This window comes from Salinivibrio sp. ML198 (assembly GCF_001996015.1).
In the GTDB taxonomy this organism is placed as follows: Bacteria; Pseudomonadota; Gammaproteobacteria; order Enterobacterales; family Vibrionaceae; genus Salinivibrio; species Salinivibrio siamensis.
In genome coordinates, this window is sequence record NZ_MUEZ01000006.1 from 25,443 (window position 1) to 50,184 (window position 24,742).

Below are 24,742 nucleotides of genomic sequence, written 5' to 3' on the forward strand. Positions count from 1 at the left end.
CTATCGTCCTGTATCGACACTAACAAAAACGGCTCACCGATGCAGCGAGCCGTTGTTGATTACGGATAAAACCTCAAACGTGGTTAGACTTTAAAGGCCTCAATTTTATCTTTGAGTGATTGTGCACTTTGTTCAACCATCTCTGCCGTTTCATGCAGCTCAGACGCCACTGTCACCGATGCCTGGACCAAATCTTTAACATTGGTGAGGTTTTGGTTCATCTCACCGGCTACTGACGCTTGTTGTTCCGCCGATGAGGCGATTTGGAAGTTCATGTCATTAAGCGATTGGATTTGCGTGACGATTTGCTCAAGCTCTCCGCCAGCCTGGCTCACTGACTCGACGCCTGTCTTGGCCTCGGAAACACTGCGATCCATCAAACCCACCGCTTTTTGCGCACTTTGCTGCAACTGGGTGATCATATCTTGAATTTCCACCGTGGCTTCTTGGGTGTGTTGCGCCAGCTTGCGTACTTCATCCGCCACCACCGCAAAACCACGCCCCGTATCGCCCGCGCGTGCGGCTTCTATCGCGGCATTGAGTGCCAGTAGATTGGTTTGCTCTGAAATTCCTTGAATAGTGACCACGACAGTACCGATTTTCTCCACCTGGGCATCGACCTGCCCCACGACCTGGGATGACTCGCTGATGTCATTGGACAGCTCATTGATGGTTTTGATGGTACTGCTCACGTGCTCTTGACCACTGTTCGCCTGTTGGCTAGAGGTTTCGGTCGCTTTGGCCGCCTCTCGAGTATGCTCAGCGACGGTTTGCACGGTCGCACTCATCTCACTCATCGCCGAGGCAAGCTGATCCATCTCAGAGAATTGCTCTTGCGATGACTCTTTGGTTTCCGACATGCTGATCGTCATAATCTCAGCCAGAGAAGAAAGATCATCCGACGCTTGGCGCTGCGCGTTAATCACATCCACCAATTGCTGACGCGATCTTTCCAGCTCACGCGCTAAATCACCAAACTCGTCCCGGCTATTCATCTCAATCGGTTCACTGAGATCACGGTTGGCGAGCGCCCGAATTCTATCGGTAAGATAATTAATTTGCCGCAGCATAATATTGGAGCCGCCCAGCAAAATAACCATGAAAGAGACAATCATCAGCGCGGTTTGCCACGCGACCTGAATCATATAATCTTGGTAATACGCCTGCGCCTCAGACGTCGGTTGTGATGCCACAAGCCACCAATCACTGCCGCCTACGGGCACGGCATAGCCATGACGGCCACCGTCATAAACGGTATAGCTAAACGCGCCTGACTGATTGAGAAACAAGTCAGCGACATCGGTTCCGGTGCTGTCATCCGGCACGCGCAAAGCGTCAAACTGGCGCATTGAAGGGTGAGACCAGACTTGGCGAGTGGTGCCATTGACCAAATATAAATACGCCCCTTCGCTGAATTCGGCGTTCATGGTATCCACCGCCTCTCGCATCAAGCGTTCCCCATCAGGCTGATCGATGAGGGCACCTGTCATTGCCGCGCTGGATCGCGCTAATTCTTGGGTCTGATTCAGGGTGAACTCAATCACGGACTGGCGAAACGTGTTCGCATCCCACATCTGCTTACCGACCAGAATAATGGTACTAAAGACCATGAGAATCACGAGTTTTGGGATCAAGCGCAGATTGGTAACGGGTTTTTCCCACGCATAAAAGGTATGTTTAGCCATAATCCTGAAAGCTCCATGTCCGTTATTAAGCCAACTGACTGCCAAACGGGCGATTATTAATACTGAGTGATGTTATATCGGCAAACGTCACCCTCACTGAATCCTTGTTTACCGTATTTGTGAAATTTGCCCATAAACAATGCCCATAATGATAAGTTAATCAAATTATCATCACGCACCTTGCCTGTTTATAACGTAAAAAAGTGCCAAATATATTGATCCTAGAGGCGGTTTTATCGAATCTCCTCAGACATTGAAACTGGATACTCAAGCAAGGTAACCGCATAAAGGCACACATAAAAAAAGCAACCTCCAGGCTGCTTTTTATCACTCTCGTTCGCTTACTCTTGCCAATAAGGAGTAAGACGCAATCCCGTTTGACGGCTTTGCGTCATCGCATGAAACAGTGACTCTTCTTTACGTGCCAACCACTTCTCTGCTTGTTTTTTATCCTCTTCATCGTCAATCTCGACCACTCGCTCACGCACCGGCTCGAGCAAGCGAAGCTCTTCAATGCCTTGCAACATATCGAGCCAAGGCAAGCGGAAGGCTTTACGCCGACTTTTGTCATACAAAGAGGCCAAGCAAGTGCCTAGCAACAAATTGCGTTGCAAGCGAGGGTATTGGTCAAAGTAGTCGTGCCGCGTCAGTGGTTTAGTTTCATCAAATGCGTCAAGCAACTCGTGCCAAGACTCTGGCAGTGCTTTGTCGGCCAAACGTTGAATCGGTTGGGCAAGCTTATCCGCCGCTTTATCATCTAAAAACGGTTGCCAACCTTTCGAGAGGATCCAGCGACTTAAATCGAGCAGTAAATTGCAATACCGCGATGTATGTAGCAGCGCGACAATGTCCTCTCGTTCAGGCAACCTCGCTTGTTCGACCTTCAAGCTTTTCACCAAGGTTTTTCGCGCGTTTAATTTACGCAGATATTGGCCTTTGTCTTCACACAGTCGGGCATTCGTCCGAGCATCATCGAGCCACGCCAGTTCACCCTCAAACCATTGCAGCTCTTGACGGAGTAAACTGCTTGCTCGGCGCGGCACCACACTGCCGAATAAGACAAACGCCTGTCGGATCAACAAGACGGCATAGCGAATTTCTTGTAACGCCTCAAGGGACTCACGCTCAATGTAGATTTGCTCGTGATAATGCCAGTGATTCAACGCATGCTCGAGGATCCGAATCAGGGCTTTTTCTTGGCTATCATCAGCGCCGAGTTTAACGATGGATAAGGCTTTAACCGGATCACCCTGATAGCCGGTTGCCAGGCGGTAGCCACGCGCCGCCTTGCTCAAATTTCCGAGGCGTAAGCCACCTTCATCCGCCAGGCTGCGTGCCAGCGAGAACAAGGCGTCGGTTTGTCCGGAAATCAGCTCCAGCTCCACCTCAGAAATCACATCCTTGTCGCCAGCTTCGGTAGAGACCTCGCCTTGATCGCTCGCCAATTCGATTTGGCTACCGTCATCCGTTGCTAACAGCCATTGCTGACGCACAAAATCGGTGGAAAACAACGGCTGGAGAGCTTGGCTCAGTGCATCAACATCCAGATCATCGGGCCATGCATCGACTGGGATCAAAGAAAGATCAGGTTCAGGTCCGTTAAGCTCGGCGTTGTATTCTGGGCGCTGATGCAGCCCAGCCACGACCCGACCTGCCGTTTTGAGGGTTTGAATGTACACACCATCAAAACGACGTACCCGCAAACCGATATCGTGTTTACGTAGGGTAAAATCTGGCGTATCGAAGTAGATGTTTCCCAGCTCACGCTGGCTTTGCTGTAGCTGTTTTACACTGACAATTTTATCGCGAATGCGATGAGAAAAGTCAGAAGAGACAAAAAATTTGAGCTCTATCTCAGTGTCCATACGGTTACCTATAGCCAATTGCCTGACAAGGATATGAACAATTGATCCTGTCGGCAAGCGCTATCACTACCAGGCTTGATCACGCGCACTGAGGCAGAGATCACAAAAGCTATTTCTTTAGCCTATGTTCTGCGCTACCATCGCCGCTCCGATATACCATCGTTGAACTTTTCGCCTCTCTTTTTTGCCCTCTGGGCTCGAGGCAACCAGGTAGATTACGGCTATGCCAGTCAATACAATTGTTGGGCTATTTGCAAAAAGCCCTATTAAACCACTGCAGCGTCACGTAAATCGTGTAAACGATTGTTGTGAGTTACTGATCCCCTTCTTTCATGCTTGCGAGCAACAAGATTGGGATAAGGCAAATCAACTCCGTCAGCAAATCTCAGATATTGAGAAAGATGCTGATACCCTAAAGCGCAATATCCGGCTTAAGTTACCACGAGGTCTCTTTATGCCCGTCGATCGCACGGACATGCTCGAGCTCCTCACCCAGCAAGACAAGCTGGCAAACTTAGCCAAAGATATTGCCGGCCGCGTGATAGGCCGTCAGCTTCGTATGCCCCCCTCAATGAATGATGCCTTTATCGCCTATGTGCAGCGATGCTTAGACGCTGCCGCGCAAGCACGCCGCGTGATCAACGAGCTTGAAGAGCTACTTGAGACTGGCTTTAAAGGGCGCGAAGTCACCTTAGTCGCCGAAATGATTCATCAGTTGGATGTGATTGAAGACGATACCGATTCTATGCAAATCCAACTTCGCCAAGCATTAATGGCCGTTGAGCAGGAGTACAATCCTGTTGACGTCATGTTCTTGTACAAAATCCTCGAGTGGGTCGGTGAAATTGCTGACCAGGCGCAACGTGTGGGTGCGCGCTTAGAGGTCATGCTTTCCCGTTCCTAACCGAGTGATGTAACAACAAGGTATTACAATGGAAATCCTGATGAATCACGGGACCATACTGATCATGGTCGCCGCGGCTTTTGGTTTTTTAATGGCGATTGGTATTGGTGCCAATGACGTCGCGAACGCGATGGGCACGTCTGTGGGCTCAAAAGCACTCACCGTGAAGCAAGCCATTATTGTGGCGATGATTTTTGAATTCGCCGGCGCGTATTTAGCCGGTGGTGAGGTCACAGACACCATTCGCAAAGGTGTGATTGACACCAGTTTTTATGCTGACCAACCGTTGGAATTAGTCTTTGGCATGATGTCCGCGCTACTGGCGGCTGGCTCTTGGCTATTACTTGCCTCATTCATGGGTTGGCCCGTCTCCACCACCCACTCTATCATTGGTGCGATTATTGGTTTTGCCTGCCTATCGGTTGGCGCAGATGCAGTCGATTGGCATACGGTGCAAGGCATCGTTGGCAGTTGGATTATCACCCCTTTTATCTCTGGCTTGTTCGCTTACTTTATATTCTTAAGTGCACAACGACTGATTTTTGATACCGACCGCCCTGTGCTTAATGCCAAACGTTTCGTGCCGCTTTATATGTTTCTCACCGCGTTTATTATCGCGATGGTCACCATCAAAAAAGGTCTCAAACATGTTGGCCTCCACCTGACAACCCTAGAGTCCGTGAGCGCCTCCATCGTGCTCTCTGCCATGGTAATGTTTTTTGGCGTTTATTACATTTCTAGAAAGTATCGCGGCGATGAAAATCAAGGATTTCAGGGGGTTGAGCGGATATTTAGCCTATTGATGGTGGTCACCGCCTGTGCGATGGCCTTCGCACATGGTTCGAATGACGTGGCCAATGCCATTGGTCCGCTATCGGCTATTGTGGCCACGGTACAAAACCTCGGTGCTGTAGCGGAAAAAGCACAAATCGCCTGGTGGATTTTACCGATGGGTGGCGCGGGGATTGTACTCGGCCTTGCCACCATGGGACACAGAGTCATGGCGACCGTGGGCTCGGGCATTACTGAGCTTACCCCAAGTCGTGGTTTTGCCGCGCAACTGGCGACCGCAAGTACGGTTGTGCTCGCCTCTGGCACTGGCCTCCCTATTTCAACCACACAAACCTTAGTCGGCGGCGTTTTGGGCGTTGGCTTTGCCCGCGGTATTGCCGCACTCAACTTGGGTGTGGTGCGTAATATTGTTGCCTCATGGCTGATCACCTTACCCGCGGGGGCCTTGTTGGCTGTGATCTTTTACCAAGTGATGACCTCGCTATTTGCGTAACAAGCGCCGGTGATGTCAAATCACAGTCAAAAAAAGGGGGGCATGGCTCCCCTTTCTTTTACGCCTATGGCACTATGCCCAGCAAAGCCGATGTGTCCCACACTGAAATTATGCAAAGGACCCCAGACGTGAAACACCTGTATTCTGCTCTCGTATTGCTGTTCGTTCTCGTTGCCGCGCCTCGAGCGATGGCAGAAAACTATATTTCTGATGATTTGTTCACTTATATGCACTCAGGCCCGGGCACACAATATCGTATTATCGGCAGTGTCGATGCGGGTGATAAAGTCACTGTGCTAAAACGCAATCGCGATGAGGGCTATACCCAAGTAGTTGATAGCCGTGGCCGTAAAGGCTGGGTAAAAAGTGACTACGTGACCACACAACCTGGCTTAAAAGAACGCGTGCCGGCGCTAGAATCAGAGCTGAAAAAGGTGAAGTCCGCGCTGGCCAGTGCAAAAGATGATGCTAAAGCACAACAAAAAGGCTTGGCTGAATCCCTTAAACAACGCAACGCGCAGATCGAGAAGCTGGAAGCACACAGCAGCGAACTCAATAAAAAACTGATTGATGCGCAAAGCGAAATCCGTGCTTTACGCGCCAAAATAGATACCCAAAAAGATGATCTTCTGATGCGTTGGTTCACCTACGGTGGCATGGTAGCCGGCGGTGGCTTACTGTTTGGCTTGGTGCTGCCACATCTTATCCCACGTAAAAAACGTCGCCGCGACGGCTGGGCATAATCGTGAATGAAAGGCTGCATTGGCAGCCTTTTTTATTGCGATCCTGATAGCGGCCTTTTAAGCACACGGTGGGCGTGCTGCTAGGCTCTATGTATACTTAAACCCATTCGCGACACAAACGTGATTGTGTCTTCTCTTTGTCATTAAGGAGTTTGGTGTGGAACATTATCTTGTCGGCGGTGCTGTACGTGATGCGCTATTAGGCTTGCCGGTCACAGATAAAGACTGGGTAGTGGTCGGTGCCACCGTCAAACAAATGCAAGCAGCCGGCTACCAGCAAGTCGGCCAAGATTTCCCCGTCTTTTTACACCCCACCACACACGAAGAACACGCCCTCGCCCGCACTGAACGAAAATCAGGCCAGGGCTACACCGGGTTTATTTGCGACTTCTCGCCAGATATCTCACTGGAAGCGGACCTTCAGCGCCGCGATCTCACCATCAACGCCATCGCCCAAGATGAAGAGGGCAGCTTGATTGACCCGTATGGCGGTCAGCAAGATTTACATAACCGCATTCTACGCCATGTCTCGCCCGCCTTTAGCGAAGACCCATTACGGGTACTGCGCGTGGCACGATTTGCCGCCCGTTTTGCGCCACTCGGCTTTACCATTGCCGATGATACCTTAGCGCTGATGAAAACGGTGGTCGCCAAGGGCGAGCTCGCCCACCTCACCCCTGAGCGGGTTTGGCGCGAGTGGGAAAAAGCACTCGGCAGTGATTGTCCCGATGTGTTTCTTGCTGTGCTGCGCGATTGTGGTGCCCTTGCCGTGGTGCTCCCTGAAATCGACGCCTTGTACGGCGTGCCGAATCCGGCCAACTGGCACCCTGAAATCGATACCGGCATCCACACGGAAATGGTCAGCCGTTATGCCGCCTCATTGACCGATGACAAAAGCATCCGCTTTGCCGCACAAGTCCATGATCTCGGTAAAGCCCTCACCCCTGTCTCCATCTTGCCCGGCCATCGCGGCCACGGTGATCGCGGACTGCCCGTTATCAAAGAGCTGTGCGAGCGACTACGTATCCCCAACGCCTATCGGGATTTGGCCTTGGTGGTCAGTGCGCACCACTCCAAGATTCATAAGTGCGATCAACTCAGCCCTGAGCATTGGGTAGCGCTGTTTAATCAGATCGATGCGTGGCGCAAACCCGAGCGGGTCGAGCAATTGGCCTTGGCGTGTTTGGCCGATGTGCGTGGCCGCAAGGGACGTGAAATTTATTACTATCCACAAGCCGACGCCTTACGCGAGCGCTTTGCTTGCGCGCAACAGGTAGAGGTTAAGCCAATTGTCGACGCCGGCTTTAAAGGGGCGGCGATTCGTGATGAGCTGCATCGTCAGCGTATTCAAGCGGTAGCCGCGTGTCCGGCGCCCGCCTGCCCCGATGCGGTTAGCGCGTCGCGTTAACGGAATTCACGCGCGGCCACCGACAAGGTGGTGAGCGTTGGGGTCAGGTCAATCAACTTACCGGCAATCACGTGCACCACCTCGCCCTGTCGCTCGACAATGCCATGCACTTTCAACACCTTGGCTTGCATAAAAGCACGGGATTGCGCCCGTGCCGTCCCCGCCCAAACCACCACATTGATATTGCCCGTATCGTCTTCCAAGGTGACAAAGGTTACGCCACTGGCGGTGCCGGGGGACTGCTTGCCCGTCACCACACCCGCTACCGCCACCCAGCTTTGTGGCGCACACTGTGATAACTCAACACCACGGGTAAAACGCCCCAATGTACCGGCTTGCGCCATCAAACGAATGGGATGATCAGTGAGCGACAGCCCCATGGCCGCGTAATCTTCAATCACGTTCTGCCATTGGGAAGGCGAGTGAGGCAACGCAACCTCATCGTCACTGGCCGCCAGTAGCGGCAGTTGCCGCTGCTGATCCATCAGTGCCCAGCGCGCCTGATAGCGATTGCCAGCCAGCGTCGCCAATGCACCGCTACTGGCTAGGGCTTGATAGGCATCGCGGTCAAGGTTAATTTCTTGCAGTGACGACAAAGACGCAAAGCCTGCCTCCGGGCGATGGGCCAGCAATCGGTCTATTGCCGCCGCACTCAACCCTTTGACTAATCGCAATCCTAGCCGCACGCCCCACTGATCGCCGATCTTTTCTAAACAATGATCCGCCCTCGAGTGTTGCACACAAACCGGCCACACAGGCACTTGGTGGCGCGTGGCGTCTTGCATCAATTGTGACGGTGAGTAAAACCCCATCGGCTGGCTATTGAGCAAGCCGGTATAAAACGCGGCGGGATAATAATGCTTTAGCCACGCTGATACATAGGCCAAAACCGCAAACGAAGCCGAGTGGCTCTCAGGAAAGCCATAATCACCAAACCCACAGATTTGCCGGTAAAGCTGCTCGGCAAAGTCGGCGCGATAGCCTCGCGCGGTCATCCCAGCGATCAATTTGTCGCGAAACGGCGCCAGTCCGCCTTTTTTCTTCCAAGCGGCCATCGCGCGGCGCAGCTGATCCGCTTCCCCACCGGAAAAGCCGGCCGCTACCATCGCCAGTTTGATCACCTGCTCTTGAAAAATGGGCACCCCGAGCGTACGCGCCAGCACTTGCTCAACCGCTTTGGACGGGTAGCTCACTGCTTCTTTCCCGTCGCGTCGCTGTAAATACGGATGCACCATGTCGCCTTGAATCGGCCCCGGGCGGACAATGGCAATTTGAATCACCAAATCATAATAACAAGCCGGTTTGAGCCGCGGCAGCATACTCATTTGTGCCCGTGACTCAATTTGAAACACTCCCACGGTATCGGCTTTCTGAATACGCGCAAACACCGCCGGATCGTCGCCTTGTTGGGTGATCGCCGCCAAACTCAAGCGAGGGCCACCGGTTTGGGCAATCAAATCAAAGGTACGCCGAATCGCAGTGAGCATGCCCAGCGCCAGTACGTCGACTTTCATCAGATGCAGTGTTTCCAGATCGTCTTTATCCCACTGGATCACCGTCCGCTCTGCCATCGCCGCATTTTCCACCGGCACCAACTCATACAAAGGCCCATCCGCAATCACAAAGCCGCCGACATGCTGAGAAAGGTGGCGCGGAAAACCGATCAATGTCTGAGTCAGCGACAGCCATTGTTGGCTTTTCGCGCTTTTAGGATCGAGGCCCAAGTGCTGAAGTTGCTGCGTCCAAGGCTGGGTTTTATCGCGCCGATTGAGATTTTGAATAAAAAAATCAATCTGGCTAGCGGGGATCGACAACGCTTTGCCCACATCGCGCAATGCACTTTTCAGCCGATAACGGATCACGGTTGCCGCTAAGGCGGTCCGCTCTCGGCCATATTTTTGATACAAATACTGGATCACTTCTTCGCGGCGCTGGTGCTCAAAGTCCACATCAATATCCGGCGGCTCGTCGCGCTCTTTGCTAATAAAGCGCTCAAACAGCACATCGACTTTGCATGGATCCACCGCGGTGATCCCTAAGCAATAACACACTACCGAGTTCGCCGCCGATCCGCGCCCTTGGTATAAGATCCCACGCGATTGGGCAAAGCGCACCAGATCGTAAATGGTCAAAAAGTAATACGGATAATCCAGCGCCTCGATAAGCGCCAGCTCTTTTTCAATGATGGCTCCCACGTCACAGGGCACGCCCTTAGGGAAGCGCTGCTGTGCGCCTTGCTTGACCGCCTCACGCAGATAGGCCATCGCAGGCTCGCCAGTCGGCACCACTTCTTTGGGGTAGCTGTATTTCAAGCTCGCCAAGGAAAACTGACACTGAGCGGCAATGTGGGCACTTTCCGCCAGCCACTCAGGGGGGAATAGAGAGCGTAGTTTAGACAGCGGGCGTAAGGCGCGCTCTGCATTGGGTAATAACGTCCTTCCCAATTCAGCGACAGGCTGGCGATGCCGAATCGCCGTTAAGGTATGATGTAACGCCAGCCGCTCAGGGTGATGCATCAACACATCACCACACGCGGTCACGCGAAGCTCATACTGGCTTGCCAGCATGCGACAGTGTGCCAGATACGGATGGTCGTTATCCGCTAGATCGCGCCGCACGGCCAGATACAAGCGCTCGCCATGATAACGTAACAGCCATTTTGCCCAGTGATGATCACTCTCCGCGCCACTGGGTAGCCATAGCACCAAGCCATGACGCACCGACATCAAGTCCCACTCGCTCAGCTGGTAGTCGCCTTTGTGACTGCGCCGCCGCGCATTGGTGATAATCCGACACAGCTCTTGGTAAGCCGCTTGGGTGGGACACAGTAGAACAACATCTAACGCCTGCAGGCGAAAGCGACTGCCAATGATCAGCGAAAGCTGCGGATAATCACGCTGGGCTTGATACGCACGCACCACCCCTGCGACCGAGCATTCATCGGTGATCGCGAGCGCTTGATAGCCCAATGTTGCCGCTTGCGCTACCAGCTCTTCCGGGTGTGAGGCGCCCTCAAGAAAGGTGAAATTGCTGCAACATACCAGCTCGGCATACGTACTCATCGCTTCACCGTCTAACTAAACCAGCCGTGTAAAAACCAAGTTTGCTCTGGCGTGCGAAACACCCACAGCCATTGTTGCTGGGCGTTTTGGGCAATAAAGTAATCGCGCTGGATAGGCACGCCTTCCCACCAGCCCGTGACAATCCGCTCCGGCCCTTCACGCAAGGTGACCTTACCAATCAGTGGCGTGGGTTGCGGCAACAATAAGCTTGGACGTGGGCGCGTGGGTGCCGAGGCCGTCGGCGTGGCGCTATGGTGATGAGGGACATGTTGGCTGGCCGCCTCGGGACGGTGATGATCTACATACGCCAACCGCATGACCGCTTCCTCTCCTAGTCGGGCTGCCAGGGTCGCGACCAACTCATCACGGTTTTGCTCGCCTTGCTGCGCGCTAAAGAGATCGGTTTGTCCGGGCTGGTGGCAATCAATTTGCGAAGCCGTCACACTCACTGCCGTCACTGGCTGGCTCACTTGCCATGACGCCAGCCGTAAACGCACCAAAGCCATCCAGCGCTCGACGTCTTTCTCGCCATGCGCGGCCATCACCGGCAGGGTTTCTTCACATCCATCACGCAAGCTAAAGCCCAACGTCAGCGCGGGGGTGCAGGCACTACGCTGCTCAAGAAAGCGGCACAGTGCCGAGACGAGATTCTCGATAATGGGCAATAAATGGGCTTGCTCACTAAGCTCAAATAATAAAACCCGTTGCTGAAAAAATTGCAGCGGTGGCTGAAAATAACGCAGCGTCGTCGGCTTATCGCCACTCAATTCAGCAAGATAATCCACCACAGAGCGCGGAAAACGTCGCGTCAGCGAAGCGGTGGGCAAGGCGATAAGCTCACCTAACTGAGAGAGGCCCAGACGCGTAAACTGGGTTTTCACCGTCTCCGGTAAAGGGGCTGCGGTCAACGGCACTTGCTGCAAAGCCGCCTGTAAGTGCTCAGGATCGGTACTGATCTTGCCCGCGTGTCCATACGCCATAAGCTCGGCGGCACGCGGCGTTTCGCCCACCCCGGCCTGATAACGGATACCACTTTCAGCCAGCGTTTGAGTCACCGCCTGCCATAGCGGGGGAAACCCCTGATATAGCGCCAACATCGGTGACACGTGTAGCCATAAACCTTTAGGGGGATTAAGGCTGATTTCTGCGACCAGCGGATAAAGCTGTGTGGCGAGCTGCTCAAGCGCGGACTGCTCTTTCACCGCGCAATAAGGGTAGACCGCGAGCTGATGACAAATAAGCGCCGCTGCCCCTAATCCCATGCCGGTATTCAAACCGTGCGTGCTAGCCGCCACAGAAAGCTGCACTAAACGGCCTTCTTGCTCGCTGACCAGCCCCACTGCTTGCACCGATGACGGCGCATAAAGGCTATCTAACAACAAGCTTGGGCAATGCAGATACAGCCACAATGACATCACGCTTGCTCCCGCTGTTGCCGTGAAGGAAAGGCAAGCAAATTCTCTGCATTACTCGGCCTGGTCACCAACGCGGGCCATTGCGTGCGCCAATCGAGGGTAAACGGGGCCGGTGGCCATTGGCCGCGACAATAGCGCACCGTGACCATTACGCCACATGCGGAAGGCGCCAGTGCCACGCTTAAATCGACCGGCAAGGTCAATGAGTACGTCTGCTGGCGGCGCAACAGCACCACCGCACATTGGCCATGTTCGGCCGCCAGTTTTAGGCGCTTCACTTGTCCAACCGTGAGCGAAGATGGCCATAACACTACCGCCTGACACGCACCACTGCGCGCGGCTTGCTCGGCGGCCCACAGCGTATCTTGATCGCTTTTGGGGGACACCAACAAGGTGTTGTCTGTGGAGTAGCCTTGCTGATGTAGCATCGCTGCGTTGAGTCCAACCGGTGGTCGGATCCACACCACCTGCTGGCCGCTAGCGTGATACAACGCCGGTAACACCAGCCGCAACTCACCGACGCCATAGTCACTGATGATATCCGTCACACCTGGAGACGGAAGCCCGCCAAGGCGCTGATCAAAGACAGTGTAACCGGTCGCTTTTTTATCGGGTAATTCCGCCATTAACGGGCGCTGACTGGCGCGCCATAGGCCGTGTTGTTGGGCTAATTGGTCGAGTGTTTTCATCATTAAAATACCTGTATATATATACAGTATATTTAATGATAAAAACGCTGCAAGGAAAGAAAACAAAAAAGTAGAAAAGAGGAGGATGGTGCATCAAAGAGAAAAAGACACGCGTGACACCGCAGCAGCTTCGGGACGGATGAGGTGCAATCATTAGCCATTGCGGCTAGGGAATAAGTAGGCGCTTTCCCCAGCGTAAAGTATTACCCACTTTACCCGACAGTAAACGGTATTATATTTCGACGATGGGGGTATTAACGGATTGCGAAGAAGCGAGCATCACTTGATTGCGGCCACGGTCTTTCGCGCGATACATGAGAAGATCAGCGGCATGGATCAACGCATCTAGCTCTAGCTGCTTTATCTCCTCCACCACATCACTGGAAACAATGGCACCAATGCTCACAGTGACACGAATATCGGCGCCGCCAAATTCAAACACCGTGTCCGCAATATCGCAGCGAATGTGGTTAGCCATTTCAATTAAGGCATCTAAATCTTGGGTCGGGCATAAGATGCAAAACTCTTCTCCGCCTAAACGCGCAGCGGCCCCTTTTTTAACACATCGCTTTAAATAGCTCGCCAGATGTACCAGCACCTTATCGCCTTGCATATGTCCATAGGTATCATTGACCTGCTTGAAATGGTCAAGGTCAATCAAAATTAATCCTACTTCCTGCTGGCGGCTCAGCTTGGGTTTTAAGCGGGTAAAGTAGGTTTCGAGCCCACGGCGATTTAATAACTGCGTCAAAGGATCGGTGTTAGCAAACTCTCGCAAACGTGCATTCGCTCGGCGTAATGCGACCGTGCGTTTATACACCATGCGTTTCAGAATAAAGATATAGGTCACCGCGCCTAACAGCACCGACAACACGATACTGGGAATAAGCCAAGCCGGGTAAGCCTCGACGCGCTCGGTATTGATCCACTTTTGCTTGATGCGTAACAGCTCTTCCGCCGGTATGTTACTCATTCCCTCGCGAACTTGCGCGAGCAAGGCTTGGTTGCCTTTGGGCACCGCCGCATAAATCGGGCGTGTGTAAAGGATTTGCTCTGCGACAAACGTCAATGGCTTATCAAAGGTGAGCATATAAAAATTAGCGACTTGGCTATCCGCCACTAGCGCATCAATCTCACCACTGAAAGCGGCGTCAAATAACCGCTCATTATTGGCGTAAGTCTGTTGTTCAACGTCCGGATAATGCTCGGTGAGATAGCTTGACTCATAACTGCCTGCAACAACACCGACTGCCTTACCGCCGACAAGCGTATCTGTTTTGGTGCCGCGCGCTTCATTGCGGATGTATAACGAACCATCAATATTAAAAATAGGCGCAACAAAATCGAGGTAGTCCTCGCGTTCGGTGGACTTCAATAACCCCGCATGAACACGGTTACCGCCTTCTTTCATATAAGCGAGCGTGTCGGCCCAATCGAGTAACACAAATTGTACGGGCTCATGATTATATTGGCCGTAGGCTTGCCAGAAGTCGACCAACAAGCCTTTTGGTTGGCCATCATCAGACAAGTAGCTGTAAGGCTTCCAGACCGAAGAATGAGTGGCGACTAAAATGTCTTTTTCTTCTGACAGATAGGCGTCGTCAGCCCATGCAAACGTACTCACATACGTGCAGGCCAGGAGCAGCATCCCTGTCAAAAGTCGAAAAGTGCGCGCAAACATTATTAGACAGTCCATTCAAAGAGTCTTGATGGTAGATAAATTCTAAGGGAACGCAAAAGACTTAATAAAAAAGCATGATCCAGTTCAAATTGGAAGCTAGATCACATCAGAAAGCATGCAAATGGCCACTGATGGCCGATAAAAGCAGCAAAAAGGAATACGTCGTATGGTAAAGGTGGAAACATCAACAGAAAGCGTAATCATGATAAAAATATCTTGATTCACCAGTGTGCTGTCATCGGGTTGTAATGATTTAAATCGTCAGCTGTGGTAAATTTACGCGCCCCAAAGGAAGGGAAGACTCATGAGACAGAGCACTATTGAGTGCTTTATTGTCAATGAAGCCTTTATTGCCCGTGATCAACACAGATCACCGCAGACAATCTATACTCACGATCGATAAACAGTGACGTCACCACAGCAACCCTGGCTGCGGTAACGTCATTGCAAAATGCAAAAAATTCGCTTTCACAGCCACTTAAGTAGTAAAAGTGCGTGGTAAAATTACACTTTTCGGTGTGTTGTGAGAAAGCATCAGGCTTATGTTTCAATTTTTGACCGGAGAAATGTGTCGATGAAAAAGACCAAAATCGTATGTACGATTGGCCCAAAAACCGAATCTGAAGAGATGCTTACTCAGCTTGTTGAAGCTGGCATGAATGTCATGCGCCTTAACTTCTCACATGGTGATTACCAAGAGCATGGTACGCGTATCGCCAACTTGCGTAATGTGATGAAGCAAACCGGCAAACAAGCCGCTATCTTGCTGGATACCAAAGGTCCTGAGATCCGTACGGTAAAACTGGAAGGTGGCGACGATGTGCTACTGGAAGCCGGTCAAACCTTTACATTCACTACAGATACCTCTGTTGTGGGCAATAAAGAACGCGTCGCCGTGACCTACGCTGGTCTGCCGCAAGATTTAAAAGCGGGTGATACAGTACTGGTTGATGATGGCCTACTTGAGATGGAAGTACTAGAAACGACTGAAAAAGAAGTGGTTTGTAAAGTACTCAACAACGGTGAGCTCGGCGAAAACAAAGGCGTTAACCTGCCAGGCGTTTCTGTCAGCTTGCCTGCGCTGGCTGAAAAAGATAAATCGGATCTGAAATTTGGTTGCGAGCAAGGCGTTGATTTTGTTGCTGCCTCATTTATTCGTAAGAAAGAAGACGTAGAAGAAATCCGCGAGCTATTGGCGCAAAACGGCGGTAGCGACATCAAGATCATCTCTAAAATTGAGAACCAAGAAGGTGTCGACAACTTTGACGCTATCTTGGAAGCATCTGACGGCATCATGGTTGCTCGTGGTGACCTCGGTGTAGAGATCCCCGTTGAAGAAGTGATCTTCGCGCAGAAGATGATGATCGAAAAATGTAACCGTGCACGCAAGATGGTTATCACGGCGACACAAATGCTCGATTCGATGATCAAAAACCCACGCCCAACCCGCGCAGAAGCAGGTGACGTGGCCAACGCCATCATGGACGGCACCGATGCGGTGATGCTGTCAGGTGAATCAGCGAAAGGGAAGTATCCATTAGAAGCGGTGAGCATTATGGCACAAATCTGTGAGCGCACAGACCGTCAAATGTCTCCAGCCTTAGGCTCTCGCCTTGATAGCGACCGCCTACGTATCACCGAAGCGGTCTGTAAAGGCGCGGTCGATACCTCTCAAAAGCTCAGTGCCCCGTTGATTGTGGTTGCGACTGAAGCAGGTAAGTCAGCGCGCTCAGTGCGTAAGTACTTCCCAACCGCGAACATTGTTGCGGTCACCACTAACCCGAAAACAGCCGCTCACTTGTGTCTGACCAAAGGGGTGACACCTGTGATGATCGAAAGCATCGATAGCACCGATGAGTTCTACCGTCGTGGTAAAACCATCGCGCTAGAGTCAGGCTTAGCGAACAAAGGCGATATCGTGGTCATGGTCTCAGGCGCACTCGTGCCGTCTGGTACCACCAACACCGCCTCAGTGCACGTTCTGTAATAAGACGTTTACTGCAGACCTAAGCGGTTTTTACAAACCATCACGCCCCGACTCGTTCGGGGCGTTTTTTTATCACCCGTTCAGTGGCATGATAAAAGAAGGCACAGCAGGAAGCGCAATGAAACCAACCAAAGCACAAGAAGCCATGGCGCATATTTGGGCAGCAGTATTAACCCGCCAGCTCACATTAACACCGAATGCGCACGGCAATTATTCACTCACCGTCGCCACCTTATGCGAACAACTTGGTTTAACCACAGCAACGGCACGTGATGGCTTGCATTTACTCGCCATGGCGGGACGCATCAGCTACCAACCCCAACTCGGATACCAGTTAATGCCCTTAAGTCAGGCAGACTGGCAACCTCTCGCGTCTGGCATACAGGCAATGGTTGGCGCTTTCATGGATAGGCTGCCACCTCGGTTGGATGAGCCGACCTCATTGACCCTACTGGGTTTACTGCACAGCCTACAGAATCTGCCAGCCAAGGATTATCGTGACGTCGCGGCCGTGGCGCACTGGCATCAGCAGCTTCATTACACGCTCTTTGCCGGGATCAACCCGTATCTCGCAGACGCAATACAGCCGCTTGTCGCCCAGCATTTACGCTACCTCACTCATCCTGATATCGGCTTTGAATTTGCAACCAGTTGGCAGCGCTTAATGCCAGTATTGCGCGGGCTTGTCTCTGCGCGACCGCAAGCTCACAGCCGCGCTTATCAACACTATTGGCTGGGGCTAAATACTGTGGTCGGAGACAGGATCGGCACCTTTACCAGTGGACAATTTCTTTGAAGTGGGTTTTTATCAATACCGCTAACGGTACCAAATAGATGGCACTAAACTTGACGGCCATCACCGCCAAGGTCAGGGTGGTAACGCGTACTAGGCACTTATTGATTGTTTGTAGTAATGGGTGACTCATCATCATTTCAGTCTAAAGCGGGAAGTCTGTTCAAAAATCAGGCAATAGTTTACAAATTAATCAATAAATCGCAAGCGCCAATCACGCCTGTTATCATCACCCCCCAACAGGCGGCGACTAAGCTGCTGATTTAGTGTGACTGCAGAGAGCAAGATGACAAAAGCATTGACCATTTTGGATATCGCCCGCTTAGCCGGGGTGGGAAAATCAACCGTATCTCGTGTGCTAAACGATGATCCACGGGTCAAAGACAGCACACGCGAGAAAGTACAAGCCGTGATCGATCAGCATGGCTTTATGCCCTCTAAATCCGCACGTGCGATGCGTGCACAACGCAGTGGCGTCGTGGGGGTGATCGTGGCGAAACTCAGCTCCAATTCAGAAAACACTGCACTGACTGGCCTGCTCAATACCTTGTATGCCAAGGGGTATGACGCTGCCATTATGGAGAGCCAGTTCTCACAACAAAAAGCACAAGCTCACCTCGATGTGCTGAAACGCCGTAATGTCGACGGTATTATCTTTTTTGGTTTTTCTGGCTGTGATCTCAACGCGCTAGCGCCATTCGCCCCTAACTGTGTTGTGCTAGCCGTCGATAGTGATCAATACGTTAGCGTCAGCTACGACAACCAAGGCGCGGTCGCACAAGTGATGGATCACTTTTATCATCAAGGGTGTCGACATATTGCTTTCTTAGGGATTGATGAGCGAGATGAAACCACAGGTCTCGCCCGCTCTGATGCCTACCAGCATTTTTGCCAAACCCACCAGATCTCACCACGACTACACCGCTGTGAGATGAGCTTACATGCCGCCTACAACGCCACAGATAGCCTCATCAATACACAGACCGATGCCATTGTTTGTGCGTCCGATACCCTCGCTCTAGGGGTCGCGAAACGCCTACAAACACTTGGGCGAGAAGACATCGCTATTGGCGGCATTGGCAATCACGACATGCTACGCTTTATGTTTCCACGCGCCGTCAGTGTGGAGCTAGGTTACCACCAAGCAGGGCAACATGCGGCCGACTTGCTACTCAAGCAGCTGGATGACGACGATCCCGTGGTTAGCCACTGGACACAACCTTGCCACCTGGTGACACCCTAACCTTCAACCAACACCAAAAATCAGGCAGTTACAAATTTCTGTGTGATGGTTTTCAAACAATGGGAACGATTCCACTGATAATTGGATTAGTACGATCCATAATCAGTGGGAACGTTACCAATGAATACCCTACAGCAATACAGGATTGCTTATGAGCCAGATAGATAAAAAAGCCATTGACCAATTGGTCACGCATATTGGCGGCAAAGACAACATCGCCACCGTTAGCCACTGCCTCACCCGTTTACGATTCGTGCTAAACGATCCGGAAAAAGCGGACGTGGCCGCGATTGAAGCGCTCCCCATGGTCAAAGGCTGCTTTACCAGCGCCGGTCAATTTCAGGTGGTGATCGGCACCAATGTCGACCAAGTGTACGCCCTACTAGAAGAACAAACCGGGGTGGAAGGCCAGTCAAAAGACGAGGCCAAACAAGCCGCGCGCCAAAATATGAGCCTGACTGAGCGTGCCATCTCACACCTCGCGGAAATTTTTGTTCCCCTTTTACCCGCGATTATCACCGGTGGTCTAATCCTCGGCTTCCGTAATGTGATCGGCGATATCCGCATGTTCGATGGCAAAACCCTGACCGAAATCAGTGAGTTTTGGGCCACCGCTCACGGCTTCTTATGGCTGCTTGGCGAAGCCATCTTCCACTTCCTGCCTGTCGGCGTATGTTGGGCGACGGTGAGGAAAATGGGCGGCACACCCATTTTGGGTATCGTGCTAGGTATTACCCTAGTATCGCCACAGTTGATGAACGCTTACCTTATCGGTAAAGAGATGCCTGAAGTGTGGGACTTTGGCTGGTTCTCAATTGAAAAAGTCGGCTACCAAGCACAGGTGATCCCAGCCATGTTTGCAGGGATGGCTTTGGCATTTATTGAAACCCAGTTAAAACGTATTATTCCAGATTACCTTTATCTTGTGGTGGTGCCGTTTGTCGCGCTGCTCACCTCAGTGGTACTGGCGCACACCCTTATCGGTCCCTTTGGGCGTGAAATCGGCAACGGCGTCGCCTTCTTGGCTCGCACGGCGATGACCGGTGATTTCGCCTTTATCGGTGCAGCGCTATTTGGCTTCCTCTATGCACCTTTAGTGATTACCGGTGTTCACCACACCACCAACGCGGTGGACTTGCAGCTGATGCAGGAAATGGGCGGCACGCCTATTTGGCCGCTGATTGCCCTGTCCAACATTGCACAAGCCTCGGCGGTGGTTGGCATTATTTGGGTCAGCAAGAAAGAAAACGAACGTGAAATCTCTGTGCCCGCGGCGATTTCCGCCTACCTTGGCGTGACAGAGCCGGCCATGTACGGGATTAACCTACGTTACAAATTCCCAATGCTGTGCGCGATGGTTGGCTCAGCGCTGGCCGCCATTGTGTGTGGTCTTTCCGGTGTGATGGCCAACGGTATTGGTGTCGGGGGCCTACCAGGCATCTTATCTATCCAGCCACAATTCTGGGGTGTTTACGCAGTCGCGATGTTAATCGCCATCTTGGTGCCAATCGCACTCACCGCCTTTATGTATCGCCGCCAGGCCAGCAAAGGCAAATTGGCGGTCGTCTAATTCCCATTCCGTCCGCGGGGAGTACGCTCCCCGCTTTTTTAGCGTTAAGAGAGACATTATGCACGCACATCCCTGGTGGAAAACGGCCACCATCTATCAGATTTACCCGAAAAGCTTCCGTGATACCACACAAACAGGGACAGGTGATCTGCCGGGCATTATCGAAAAACTGGACTATTTTTCGACCTTGGGCATCGATGCATTATGGCTAACCCCCATTTATGTATCACCACAAGTCGATAACGGCTACGACATTGCCGATTATTATGCGATTGACCCCAGCCTAGGCACCATGGACGACTTCGACACCCTGCTCGCCGAGGCGCATAAGCGCGATATCCGCATCATCATGGATATTGTGATTAACCACACCTCGACCGAGCACCCCTGGTTCCAATCCGCGCTGACTGGTAAAGACAGTCCCTATCGCGATTACTACATCTGGAAAGATCCGGTTAACGACGGTGTTCCTAACAACTGGCAATCAAAATTTGGTGGTAGCGCGTGGCAATGGCACGAACCCACCGGCCAGTATTACCTCCACCTATTCGCCACCGAACAGGCCGATCTTAACTGGGAAAATCCTGAGGTGCGGGCAGCCGTCAAAGACGTAATGGCCTTTTGGGCCGAGAAAGGCGTGGATGGTTTTCGCCTCGATGTGATCAATTTGATCTCCAAAGATCAGTCCTTTCCCAACGATCATCAAGGCGATGGTCGTCGTTTTTATACCGATGGTCCCCGCGTCCACGAGTACTTGCAAGAGATCAGCCGGGATATTTTTCAGCATTACGGCAGCGTCACCGTGGGCGAGATGTCTTCAACCACTCTGGAGCACTGTCAGCAATACTCTGCGCCGGATGGCAAAGAGCTCTCCATGGTGTTTAACTTCCACCACTTAAAAGTCGATTATCCGGGCGGCGAGAAGTGGCGACTGGCGCCGTTTGACTTCTTGGCCCTAAAACAGCTTTTCCGCACTTGGCAACACGGCCTGCATAATCAAGGTTGGGGCGCACTGTTTTGGTGTAACCACGACCAGCCGCGTGTGGTCAGCCGCTTTGGTGATGACCGCCAGTATCGGGTCGCGTCCGCTAAAATGCTTGCCACTGCGATTCATATGCAGCAAGGCACGCCTTACGTGTATCAAGGGGAAGAAATTGGCATGACCAACCCTGGCTATCAGCGTATCGATGACTATCAAGACGTTGAGAGTCGCAACATGCACCGTCTGCTTTGCGACCAAGGCATGCCAGAAGGGGAAGTGCTGGCCATTCTGGCGGCACGCTCGCGCGATAATTCACGCACGCCTATGCAGTGGGACAGTTCAGAAAACGCCGGTTTTACCACAGGTACACCGTGGCTAACGCCTGCGCCTAACTATGTTGACGTCAATGTCGACACCGCACTGGCGGATAAAGACTCGGTGTTCTATCACTACAAAAAGCTGATTTCCCTGCGTAAAACCTTACCCGTGATCCGTGAAGGCGATTATCAGGACTTGTTGCCTGATCACCCACAACTGCTCGCCTATCGTCGCGACAGTGGCGACAGCCAACTGGTGGTGGTGTGTAATTTTTATGCCGAACCGGTCACGGCGACCTTGCCTCTCGCCCCTGCCCCGACCGCAGACTTGGTGAGCCATAATTACCCAGAAGCCAAGCCTTTAATGCCAGAAATGCAACTGGCACCCTATGAAGCCTTGGTGTATTTGATTCATCCCGCTTAACCCACACAAAAATGGCACGCCTTGGCGTGCCATTTTTCTTACAACGGCCAGTGGCTTTGGTTACTGACGCAACGCTCGCTCGCCGCGTGCGATGCCAACCACACCGCTACGTGCCACCTCAATGATCTCAGTGATCTCACCGACCGCGCGGATAAAGGCATCTAACTTGTCACTGTCACCCGTCAACTGCACGGTGTAGAGCGAGTGCGTCACATCCACAATCTGACCGCGGAAAATATCGGCGGTGCGTTTTACCTCCGCGCGGGCAAAGCCGCTGGCTTTCACCTTCACCAACGCCAGCTCGCGCTCAATATGATCGCTCTCGGTCACATTGCTTACTTTCAGCACATCAATCAGCTTGTGCAGGTGCTTTTCTATTTGCTCGCGGTCCGCGTCGCTTACCACCGAGGTGGTGATATTCAAGCGCGATAAGGTTGCGTCATCCGTCGGTGACACCGTGAGTGATTCAATGTTGTAGCCACGCTGAGAGAATAAGCCCACCACGCGCGACAAGGCACCTGGTTCGTTTTCCATTAAAACCGATACAATACTGCGCATTAGGTTCTCTCCGTTTTGCTCAACCACATTTCATTCATCGCCCCACCGCGTACCTGCATCGGATAAACGTGCTCGGTTTCATCAACATTGATATCGACAAAGACTAAGCGATCTTTCATCGCTAAGGCTGCCTCTAAGCCCGCTTCCAGCTCGGACGGATGATTGATGCGCATCCCCACATGACCATAAGCCTCAGTGATCGCAGCAAAGTCCGGCACCGAGTCCATATAAGAGTGCGAATGGCGGCCTTGATAAATCATGTCCTGCCATTGTTTGACCATCCCGAGGAAACGGTTGTTGAGGTTGACGATCACCACCGGAATGTCGTATTGCAATGCCGTCGACAGCTCCTGAATGTTCATTTGAATACTGCCATCACCGGTGACACACACCACCTGCGCGTCCGGCAGCGCAAACTTCACCCCCATGGCGGCGGGTAGCCCAAAGCCCATGGTGCCCAAGCCGCCGGAGTTAATCCAACGACGTGGTTTATCAAACGGATAATAGAGTGCCGCAAACATTTGATGCTGGCCGACGTCTGAGGTCACATACGCCTCGCCATGGGTGAGGCGATACAAGGTTTCAATCACTTGCTGGGGTTTAATCCGCTCAGGATCAGCGACATATTGCAAGCATTGGCGCTCACGCCAAATCTGAATATTGTGCCACCAGGTGCTGATCGCATCGCTGTCGTTATTGCCACCTTGCTCCACCAGCAATTTGAGCATGCTATTTAATACCGCGTCCGCCGAGCCGACGATGGGAATATCTGCGGCCACGGTTTTAGAAATGCTGGAAGGATCCACATCAATGTGCATGATGGTGGCATCGGGGCAGTATTTTTCTAGATTGTTGGTGGTACGATCGTCAAAACGAACACCAATACCAAAAATCAGATCGGCTTGGTGCATCGCCATGTTCGCTTCGTAGGTGCCATGCATGCCCAGCATCCCTAGCGCGTGATCATGGGTGCCGGGAAACGCCCCCAGCCCCATCAAGGTGCTAACGACGGGGATGTTTAGACTTTCTGACAACTGGCGAATTTGCTCGCCGCAGTCGGCCATGATGGCCCCACCACCGACGTATAGCACCGGCTTTTTCGCTGCCAGTAGCGCTTTTAAGCCACGTTTGATCTGACCTTTGTGCCCTGACGTGGTCGGGTTGTAAGAGCGCATACGCACACTATCAGGGTACTGATACGGATGCTTTTGCGCCGGATTCAGCATGTCTTTGGGGATATCCACCACCACAGGGCCGGGACGTCCTGTCGCGGCAAGATAAAAAGCTTTTTTTACAATATTGGGAATATCTTCGGCGCGCTGGACTAAAAAGCTGTGTTTGACCACCGGGCGGGAGATCCCCACCATGTCACACTCTTGGAAGGCATCATTACCAATCAGGCCGCTCATGACTTGGCCAGAAAACACCACCATGGGGATCGAGTCCATATACGCGGTGGCAATGCCGGTAATGGCATTGGTTGCCCCTGGGCCTGACGTGACCAGAACCACGCCCACTTCCCCCGTGGCACGCGCATAACCATCGGCCATGTGTACCGCGGCTTGTTCGTGGCGCACCAACACATGGTCGATATCACTTTTTTCGTGTAATGCGTCGTAAATATCCAGTACCGACCCGCCTGGATAGCCAAAAATATGTTTTACGCCTTGATCGATCATGGAGCGCACGATCATCTCGGCACCGGATAACATTTCCACTCTACGCCTCCCTGTTTGCATAGTTAGGACTTACTTTTAGCCTAATCCTGCCCCTTACTCTTGGATGTACTGGTGGTCACTCACCACGCGGACATCTGAACCAAATACTGGCGGTAAGGCGGCGTTAGATTGTCACTTGGCCTGCTTCGGATGAAGCTGCAATCAATGTAACGTTTTATTTGCAAAACTGTCTATTAGCTAATCAGTATTTACATTTTTAATCTAAATGTTGAGTGAATGTTGCTGGTTTACGCTGACCACGGGGGAGGAAATTGGAAACATCCACTATAAAATCGACACTTTGCCAGATTTGCTATTCAGGCGTGGGGAGGAAAAAGGGGGAAAAGGCATACAAATAACGAAAACAAAGGAAGATTCTCAGCCATGAGAAACCTTCCCCCGCTTTGATGCAC

Annotated in this window: 17 protein-coding genes; 9 read left to right on the forward strand and 8 right to left on the reverse strand. The window is 52.1% G+C overall.

The features are described 5' to 3' along the window. Positions 1–83 precede the first annotated feature (83 nt). Positions 84–1,685: a methyl-accepting chemotaxis protein gene (locus tag BZG25_RS05410; RefSeq protein ID WP_077638646.1), complete on the reverse strand. Its 1,602-nt coding sequence runs from the start codon at positions 1,683–1,685 to the stop codon at positions 84–86. Positions 1,686–2,026: 341 nt separating this feature from the next. Next, positions 2,027–3,550, reverse strand: coding sequence for an inorganic triphosphatase (locus BZG25_RS05415; protein WP_046074244.1), 1,524 nt, complete (start codon positions 3,548–3,550; stop codon positions 2,027–2,029). 223 nt (positions 3,551–3,773) lie between these two features. On the opposite strand from BZG25_RS05415, the gene BZG25_RS05420 reads away from it, so the two are divergent. The 4 genes from BZG25_RS05420 (at position 3,774) to BZG25_RS05435 (ending at position 7,890) form a co-directional block, all read left to right on the forward strand. Next, on the forward strand, positions 3,774–4,454 hold the full coding sequence (locus BZG25_RS05420; protein ID WP_046074245.1) for a TIGR00153 family protein: 681 nt from the start codon (positions 3,774–3,776) through the stop codon (positions 4,452–4,454). Positions 4,455–4,482: 28 nt separating this feature from the next. Beyond that, positions 4,483–5,739, forward strand: a complete 1,257-nt coding sequence (locus BZG25_RS05425) for an inorganic phosphate transporter (protein WP_046074246.1) — start codon at positions 4,483–4,485, stop codon at positions 5,737–5,739. A gap of 110 nt (positions 5,740–5,849) precedes the next feature. Continuing rightward, entirely contained in the window at positions 5,850–6,482 is a 633-nt protein-coding gene (locus BZG25_RS05430; protein ID WP_152796022.1) for a TIGR04211 family SH3 domain-containing protein, read from the forward strand. 157 nt (positions 6,483–6,639) lie between these two features. Then, positions 6,640–7,890 carry a multifunctional CCA addition/repair protein gene (locus BZG25_RS05435; protein ID WP_077638647.1) on the forward strand — a complete coding sequence of 417 codons (1,251 nt, stop codon included), beginning with the start codon at positions 6,640–6,642 and terminating at the stop codon, positions 7,888–7,890. Here BZG25_RS05435 and BZG25_RS05440 read toward each other — a convergent pair. The 4 genes from BZG25_RS05440 to BZG25_RS05455 form a co-directional block, all read right to left on the reverse strand. Continuing rightward, positions 7,887–10,952 carry an error-prone DNA polymerase gene (locus tag BZG25_RS05440; RefSeq protein ID WP_077638648.1) on the reverse strand — a complete coding sequence of 1,022 codons (3,066 nt, stop codon included), beginning with the start codon at positions 10,950–10,952 and terminating at the stop codon, positions 7,887–7,889. The two genes, BZG25_RS05435 and BZG25_RS05440, sit on opposite strands and share 4 nt — an antisense overlap. Before the next feature lie 11 nt (positions 10,953–10,963). Further along, positions 10,964–12,367, reverse strand: coding sequence for a DNA polymerase Y family protein (locus BZG25_RS05445; RefSeq protein WP_077638649.1), 1,404 nt, complete (start codon positions 12,365–12,367; stop codon positions 10,964–10,966). After that, positions 12,367–13,059, reverse strand: coding sequence for a translesion DNA synthesis-associated protein ImuA (imuA, locus tag BZG25_RS05450; RefSeq protein ID WP_077638650.1), 693 nt, complete (start codon positions 13,057–13,059; stop codon positions 12,367–12,369). The genes BZG25_RS05445 and imuA overlap by 1 nt, the downstream gene beginning before the upstream one ends. 229 nt (positions 13,060–13,288) lie before the next feature. Beyond that, a complete protein-coding gene (locus tag BZG25_RS05455; RefSeq protein WP_198535206.1) occupies positions 13,289–14,680 on the reverse strand; it encodes a diguanylate cyclase in 1,392 nt (463 codons plus the stop codon). 631 nt (positions 14,681–15,311) lie between these two features. Between BZG25_RS05455 and pykF the strand changes: the two genes are divergently transcribed. The 5 genes from pykF (at position 15,312) to treC (ending at position 22,053) form a co-directional block, all read left to right on the forward strand. After that, positions 15,312–16,724, forward strand: coding sequence for a pyruvate kinase PykF (pykF, locus tag BZG25_RS05460; RefSeq protein ID WP_077638652.1), 1,413 nt, complete (start codon positions 15,312–15,314; stop codon positions 16,722–16,724). Positions 16,725–16,842: 118 nt separating this feature from the next. Beyond that, the gene (locus BZG25_RS05465) at positions 16,843–17,520 is read left to right on the forward strand and encodes a hypothetical protein (protein ID WP_077638653.1); all 678 of its coding nucleotides are present in this window, start codon (positions 16,843–16,845) and stop codon (positions 17,518–17,520) included. A 283-nt stretch (positions 17,521–17,803) separates the two neighbouring features. Then, positions 17,804–18,760 (forward strand): trehalose operon repressor TreR, encoded by a 957-nt coding sequence (gene treR / locus BZG25_RS05470; RefSeq protein ID WP_077638654.1) that lies wholly within the window; start codon positions 17,804–17,806, stop codon positions 18,758–18,760. A gap of 151 nt (positions 18,761–18,911) precedes the next feature. Beyond that, positions 18,912–20,330, forward strand: coding sequence for a PTS trehalose transporter subunit IIBC (gene treB, locus BZG25_RS05475; RefSeq protein WP_046074254.1), 1,419 nt, complete (start codon positions 18,912–18,914; stop codon positions 20,328–20,330). A 58-nt stretch (positions 20,331–20,388) separates the two neighbouring features. Then, positions 20,389–22,053, forward strand: coding sequence for an alpha,alpha-phosphotrehalase (treC, locus tag BZG25_RS05480; protein WP_077638655.1), 1,665 nt, complete (start codon positions 20,389–20,391; stop codon positions 22,051–22,053). Between the two features lie 60 nt (positions 22,054–22,113). Here treC and ilvN read toward each other — a convergent pair whose 3' ends face one another. Together ilvN and BZG25_RS05490 are read right to left on the reverse strand one after the other, a co-directional pair. Further along, on the reverse strand, positions 22,114–22,611 hold the full coding sequence (ilvN, locus tag BZG25_RS05485; protein WP_046074256.1) for an acetolactate synthase small subunit: 498 nt from the start codon (positions 22,609–22,611) through the stop codon (positions 22,114–22,116). Next, the gene (locus tag BZG25_RS05490; RefSeq protein ID WP_077606375.1) at positions 22,611–24,329 is read right to left on the reverse strand and encodes an acetolactate synthase 3 large subunit; all 1,719 of its coding nucleotides are present in this window, start codon (positions 24,327–24,329) and stop codon (positions 22,611–22,613) included. The genes ilvN and BZG25_RS05490 overlap by 1 nt, the downstream gene beginning before the upstream one ends. Positions 24,330–24,742 lie beyond the last annotated feature (413 nt).